The organism is Rickettsia endosymbiont of Culicoides newsteadi (assembly GCF_002259525.1).
In the GTDB taxonomy this organism is placed as follows: Bacteria; Pseudomonadota; Alphaproteobacteria; order Rickettsiales; family Rickettsiaceae; genus Tisiphia.
Genome location: NZ_MWZE01000161.1, coordinates 1 through 1,240, shown reverse-complemented (window position 1 = coordinate 1,240; position 1,240 = coordinate 1). Strand labels below are relative to the sequence as shown.

Here is a 1,240-nt window from a genome sequence, read left to right as displayed (position 1 = left end):
TGAGTAAAGAATAGTAACAATAAAGAGAACGAAAGTTAAAGAGTTAATGAATAAGTATTCTGAATAAAATCCGTAATTATGTCGAGGCTCTAGAAGCCGTGGGAATGAGAGGTAACTCAAGGATATTTATAAGAATGCAGAAACCATTATGGCACTCGATGCCGAATATATGACCGCTTCCTTTGTGGCTCTATTTTTTTTATTTTCTTTCTTGACAAATTCACTCGTCCATATATGACAAATTATGGGTAAAAATTATTTTTCTTATATCACTTAGTGCAGCGATAAAATGTTATATACTAAATAATATTAACACAGAATACAGAAATTAATCACTGGAGAAATTATGAGCTATCAGAGGTCAACAACAAAACCATGTTAATTATGAGTGAAATTGTTCAAGAAAATACCAGGATTATCCCTGATCGGCAAACTAGCCTTACCAAAGAACAAAAAGAAGCTGTTGGACTGTTGTCAATTGGCACATTCCTTGAATATTTTGACTTAATGCTATATGTCCATATGGCAGTATTGTTGAATGAATTGTTTTTTGAGCCAACTAGTCCGCTTACCGCTTCTCTGCTTGCTGCAGTTGCTTTTTGTTCTACTTATGTTCTTAGACCATTTGGAGCCTTATTATTTGGCTGGATAGGTGATATATAGGGCGTAGAGAAACAGTGATTATTACAACGTTAATGATGGCTTTCTAATGATTTTTATGGAATTAGTACAGAAGTTTTGGAAAAAAAACTATTAGAACAATTAAAATATAAAGTGATAAAAACATGAGAGAAAATATGAATAAAGATAAAAGAACAGCAGAAGAAATATTTAATAATTTAGCATCAACCATTCGTAGTTCACATGATCAAGAGATAAGTGAAGAAGAATCAAGAAAGTTAGCAAGAAATTTTATAAGGTTTTGCCAAAGATTTATCGAGATTCGACTTAGAATAGATGAAGAAAAAGAACCGACAACTAAAGATTGACTTTATTAAGAAGCTGGTTAGAATAACAGTTGGAATAACAAACGTTAGAACATTACGGTATCTTTTGCAATAAAAAATTAATCAGGAATGAAATTTTAAGAGCTTGGAGTCCAGAAGAGCCTAGAAAAGCTATTGAGGGCAGGGAAGATGAAATACTAAAGCAAATTGAAGAAGTATGGTGGTCTCCTTTGTCTAGACAAAAATTTAGCAATTTAGAGATATAATTCCCATGAAATTATTATTGTCACTAT

General features: G+C 31.9%; 1 protein-coding gene and 1 pseudogene. Both read left to right on the top strand.

What is annotated here, in order from left to right; genetic code table 11:
- Nucleotides 1-384: 384 nt before the first annotated feature.
- Nucleotides 385-704: pseudogene (locus RiCNE_RS07660) on the top strand (MFS transporter); the annotation flags it as partial.
- An 81-nt stretch (nucleotides 705-785) separates the two neighbouring features.
- A complete protein-coding gene (locus tag RiCNE_RS07015) occupies nucleotides 786-989 on the top strand; it encodes a hypothetical protein (protein ID WP_094649833.1) in 204 nt (67 codons plus the stop codon).
- Nucleotides 990-1,240: the final 251 nt, after the last annotated feature.

What these genes read in the sequence shown, in the direction of transcription:
- RiCNE_RS07015 (WP_094649833.1), top strand. Translation starts at nt 786, where the DNA reads ATGAGAGAAAATATGAATAAAGATAAAAGAACAGCAGAAGAAATATTT.